This window comes from Mesobacillus stamsii, from assembly GCF_030814065.1.
Taxonomy (GTDB): Bacteria; Bacillota; Bacilli; order Bacillales; family Cytobacillaceae; genus Mesobacillus; species Mesobacillus stamsii.
In genome coordinates this window covers 1-4,564 of the sequence record NZ_JAUSUN010000054.1, presented here as the reverse complement: position 1 = coordinate 4,564, position 4,564 = coordinate 1, and the positions used below count along the sequence as shown (strand labels likewise).

5 protein-coding genes and 1 pseudogene are annotated in these 4,564 nt (G+C 39.4%); all 6 read right to left on the bottom strand.

Features of this window, described 5'->3' with window-relative positions; all coding sequences use genetic code 11:
* Positions 1–255 precede the first annotated feature (255 nt).
* The 6 genes and pseudogenes from racE to J2S25_RS19705 all read right to left on the bottom strand — a co-directional run bounded on the left by racE (position 256) and on the right by J2S25_RS19705 (position 4,349).
* A complete protein-coding gene (gene racE, locus J2S25_RS19730; protein ID WP_044393049.1) occupies positions 256–1,053 on the bottom strand; it encodes a glutamate racemase in 798 nt (265 codons plus the stop codon).
* Between the two features lie 10 nt (positions 1,054–1,063).
* Complete coding sequence (locus J2S25_RS19725) at positions 1,064–1,522, bottom strand: MarR family winged helix-turn-helix transcriptional regulator (protein WP_307192705.1); 459 nt, start codon at positions 1,520–1,522, stop codon at positions 1,064–1,066.
* 178 nt (positions 1,523–1,700) lie between these two features.
* Positions 1,701–1,784, bottom strand: a pseudogene (gene gerE, locus J2S25_RS19720) (spore germination transcription factor GerE); the annotation flags it as partial.
* Positions 1,785–1,814: 30 nt separating this feature from the next.
* Entirely contained in the window at positions 1,815–3,287 is a 1,473-nt protein-coding gene (locus J2S25_RS19715; protein WP_307192704.1) for a recombinase family protein, read from the bottom strand.
* Positions 3,288–3,373: 86 nt separating this feature from the next.
* Positions 3,374–3,919, bottom strand: coding sequence for a recombinase family protein (locus J2S25_RS19710; RefSeq protein ID WP_307192703.1), 546 nt, complete (start codon positions 3,917–3,919; stop codon positions 3,374–3,376).
* A 169-nt stretch (positions 3,920–4,088) separates the two neighbouring features.
* A complete protein-coding gene (locus J2S25_RS19705) occupies positions 4,089–4,349 on the bottom strand; it encodes a hypothetical protein (protein ID WP_307192702.1) in 261 nt (86 codons plus the stop codon).
* Positions 4,350–4,564 lie beyond the last annotated feature (215 nt).

Sequence of the window (4,564 nt, the reverse complement as noted above, 5' to 3'; positions counted from 1 at the left end):
CTAAAGCCAACCGAAATTCATCTCCCACCTACTCATTGGGCTTTAGCCCTTCCCATTCCTTGAGGATGGGAGACTTCTTTCGGAAATCCGTTAAAGCATTATCAAAATCTGTTTGGTCAACTTCTGAAGTAAAATTTAGGGAATATGCAATGTGAAATGTTAACATTATCTAGTAGATAATTCCCTTTTTCTCGAAGTGAATTTATGCTTTCTTATTCTAGCTAAAAAGACCTCCATCACTAGAGGTCTCGATCATCATCCTAATTTGATTTTCTCTGCAATCTCGATTGGTCTTTCAAGCCATTGTGAAGCGATCGTAGTAAAGATTTTCTTGGACCCCGTCATGTAAAAAGAATGCTCAGGCAGCTCGTCACGATCGGCAAACATATCATTGTGGCCAAGGATCGTACTTATTTCCCTTGCTGTTTCTTCCCCTGAACTGATGACCTTCACTTCCGCTCCCATTACTTCTTTGATCAGCGGCTCAAGCAATGGATAGTGGGTGCAGCCGAGAATCAATGTGTCGAGTCCTTGTCCCAGCAATGGTTTCAGCGTTTCCGTTACAACTTTCTTGGCAACATGGCCATCGAATTCTCCGCTCTCTACCAGCGGTACGAATTTTGGACAGGCGAGTGCTTCAATCTTAGTCTTTCGGTTGATCGATTTCAAAGCATGCTCATACGCCTGGCTTTTCACTGTGCCTTCCGTGCCGATAATCCCGATCTTGTAATTTTCCGTTACCTTGATGGCTGTTCTTGCACCCGGCTGGATGACCCCCAATACAGGAATGGAAAGCTCTTCCCTGATCTCCTCCAAAACCACTGCTGTCGCTGTATTACATGCAATGACAAGCATTTTAATATTTTTCTGAAGCAGGAACTGGGTCATTTGCCAAGTGAATTTTTTCACTTCTTCGACAGGCCTTGGTCCGTAGGGGCAACGAGCCGTATCACCGACATAGATGATCTGTTCGTAAGGTAGCTGCCTCATTACCTCCTTGGCAACAGTTAACCCGCCTACTCCTGAATCAATGATTCCAATTGATCGATTCAAAAAACTCGCCTCATTCTCCACGCATTTCTTGATGTAATTTTGACAGGCGTTCCCTAAGCGATTCGATTTCGTTATCGGAGAAATCCTTCAAAACCTCCTGAAGGTACAGCTGTCGTTTCTTAATCACCTCATCGATGATCCTTTCCCCTTCGTCGAGAAGATGGATGCGCACTACACGCCTGTCATTCGGGTCCTTTACTCTAACAACGAGCTGATTTTTTTCCATTCTGTCAACGAGATCCGTCGTCGTGCTGCAGGCGAGAAACATCTTGTTCGACAATTCCCCGATCGTCATATCCCCGTCTTCAAACAGCCATTGCAAAGCAATGAACTGAGGGGGTGTAATCGTGTAATGGCTGAGAATTTCCCGGCCCTTCTGCTTTATAATTCCTGATATGTACCTTAAATCCTTTTCAATTTTAGCAACTGTCTCCAGCCCTTGATTTTTATCCGCCCCTACAGGTTTCATTAGAAACACTCCTAAAAAGTATCTAGTTCTCTTATGGTATCCAAGCAGAGATGAAATTTACTATTGCCCTTATTTTCTACTTTTTCCGCACAAATTTCAAGATAGAATTCCGATTTCCGCCTGTTTTCCCCCTATAAACATCTTAACCGGCCCACCATTTAGGGTTGGCCGGTCATGATTAAAGTTCTAGTTCTCCCATTCGCAGGAGCTCTACAACAGCTTGGGAGCGCCCTTTTACACCAAGCTTTTGCATGGCATTTGTACTGCGTACCCTTTGCAAGTAATGATTAGACTACATCATTTTTTCGAAGGTGTACTTAATATCTACAGTTCCGTCCTGGCTAATATCAGCTGACGTTATCAGCTGTTGGAACGCATAGTGAAGATCTTGATCATAATATTGTAATTGGCTAAAAGCTTGCTTTATGGATTCAACGTTAGCTGCAGCCGTATCTTCATGAGCTAATAAAAGTGCTTTTTCCTTGCTCTTATTAATAGAGATTTCTATTTCTTTTCGTTTTTCTTCGAATTCCTCTTTGTTTAGAGGACTATTTTCATCAAGATACAGATCTAGTAGCTTCTTTTTTTGCTTTTCTAATCTTAATATATTTTGCTGCATTCCTTTAATATCTTCTTTTTGTTTTTTCTTAATTTCATTTTCAAAATTCAGCCTGATGCTTTCGCCTTTTTCAAGGAGCAGCTGCATAATGAATTCACGAAACTTTTCGTACCTTATCGGCTCATGATTTACGCAGCCGTGTTTTCCCCCTCTCCGATACTTGCTGCATTTTAAATATTTCCACTCTGTCCTGGTCCCGTCTTTCTTCGTCTTATAGCTTTGCATAATAACCATGTTGGATCCACAGTGGGCGCACCTTAAAATATCCCGGAATTCATTCCACGGTGTAATTTTTTTCTTATTATTTTTATGTTCTCTATTATTAGCTTTTTCATATTCTGCCTTGGATATGATCGCTGGATGCTGATCTTCGTAGACTAGCCACTTTTCCTTTGGATTACGAATTTGTTTTTTTCGTCCTCCGATTTTTACTGTCGTATATTGATTGTGAATAAATGTCCCATAGTATATTGGATTACTTAGTATTCGCTGAACTGATGTGACTTGCCATTTATCCTTCAGCTTCGGTTTAATGCCTAAATCATTTAGATAATGAGTAATTCTTTTAAATCCCCATTTATCCTGATTATACCAGGAATAAATCCTGCGAATGACTTCTGCTTCTTCATCGTTAATCTCCAGCTTTTTATCTTTTCGATTGTAACCATATGGAACTTTTCCTATATGTTCTCCCCGCCTAACCTTAGCAGCAAGTGCAGCTGATATAGAAATAGAAAGAGTTCTAGGGTATTGGGCAGCAAATAAGCTCCACATCTCAAATTGCATGTCATTTTTCCCGACTATGAAACTATCATAGCCTTCTTCAATAGATATGACTCTTACATTATGAGCCGTAAAAACTTCCCGGATCTCAAGAGCATCTTTCAAATCACGAGCCATACGATGAATGGATTTGAATAACACCATTTCAATTTCCTTCTTCTTTGCTTTATCCAGGATCAATTGAATGGCCGGCCGATCAAGAAAGACTGTTCCGGTAATCCCTTCATCAACATAAACCTGATTTTCATCCCATTTGAATCCATTACGTTCCAGCCAGTTTCTGCATATATCAATTTGATTTTCAATTGAGGATAGTTGTTCATCTTTTTCAGTGGAAACCCGTCCATACACTGCATAATTCATAAAATCACCCTTTGTAATTGGTACATATAACACTATTGTAGCGAATCAAAGGCAAAGAAAAAAGCACCAATTTCAGGCGCTCCATTTCACATTTTCACTTTTCTGTAAAGGGTCGCCTGACTGATCCCTGTAGCTTTGACTATCTCACTTATTGAATATTGCTTGGAATTATACATTTTCAAAGCGAGATCCACTTTCTTTTTGTCAACTGTAGGCCGTCCACCTTTTCTTCCCCTGGCTCTGGCAGACTGTAGGCCAGCTTTCGTTCTTTCACTGATGATATCTCTTTCTAATTCGGCCAGGCTGGCCAACATCCGAAAGAAAAATCGTCCTGTAGACGTTGAGGTATCAATGCTGTCGCTAATCGATACAAACTCCACTCCCTTTTCTTCAAATAGTTCTGCAAGCTCAATCAGATGCTTTGTACTCCTGCTGATCCTATCCAGTTTATAGACGACTACCCGATCACCAGATCTAAGCATTTTGAGCATTTCATTCAATGCTGGACGATCTTTCTTTGTTCCTGTGATCTTTTCTTCGAATATTTCAAAGCAGCCTGCATTTTGCAGCGCATCGATCTGTAGCTGCAAGTTCTGATCCTGGGTAGATACTCTTGCATAGCCAACAATCATTTTTAAATCCTCCAAATCTTTTCAAAAAGGTATTTTGTGATTATAAAAGGTAATTTGATTTTGATAATAGAAAAGGAAAAAGAAATCGACGGTATTTCCGTCGATCTACATTTTTAAAAAGTTTTATCATTAACGACCTTTTTTGACTATTTTTCTTTAAACGCTGTTTCTAAATCTTCCAGCCTTTTTCCTTATAGAATTTATCTCGGTGAGCTTTTGCTTCTGCGCTTTGATAATGATTTCTATTTCCGTATTCATCTCGACTTGCTGTGCTTCCCGGCTGGAAAGCCTCCCTAATAACACGGATGATTTTTGGAACGAATACAAAAGCCATTCCAAGCAGTACAAAAGTTCCTATCAATCCTAAAAGTTCATTACCTGCGCCGACTAAATCAGCTGGCGTGAATGGAAGTGTTACACCTGTGAACATAATATTTTCCCCCTAATTTTTTATATAAAAACTATCTTTGATAGTAATTATCAGAATCACAATTTAAAACGTTTTAATTCGTGCTTAATTTGCTTTTTAAAGAGTTTTTTACTAAACCTATATCACTAGTGTTGCACTAATTAATATTCAATATTAAAAAGACTCACAATCTTCAATATTTTTGTTTTACGCAAAGAAAAAGTCCTTTATAATAG

Bases quoted from the DNA above. Each gene is read 5' to 3' on its own strand.
- J2S25_RS19725 (WP_307192705.1), bottom strand. From the start codon at position 1,522: ATGAAACCTGTAGGGGCGGATAAAAATCAAGGGCTGGAGACAGTTGCT.
- J2S25_RS19715 (WP_307192704.1), bottom strand. From the start codon at position 3,287: ATGAATTATGCAGTGTATGGACGGGTTTCCACTGAAAAAGATGAACAA.
- J2S25_RS19710 (WP_307192703.1), bottom strand. From the start codon at position 3,919: ATGATTGTTGGCTATGCAAGAGTATCTACCCAGGATCAGAACTTGCAG.
- J2S25_RS19705 (WP_307192702.1), bottom strand. From the start codon at position 4,349: ATGTTCACAGGTGTAACACTTCCATTCACGCCAGCTGATTTAGTCGGC.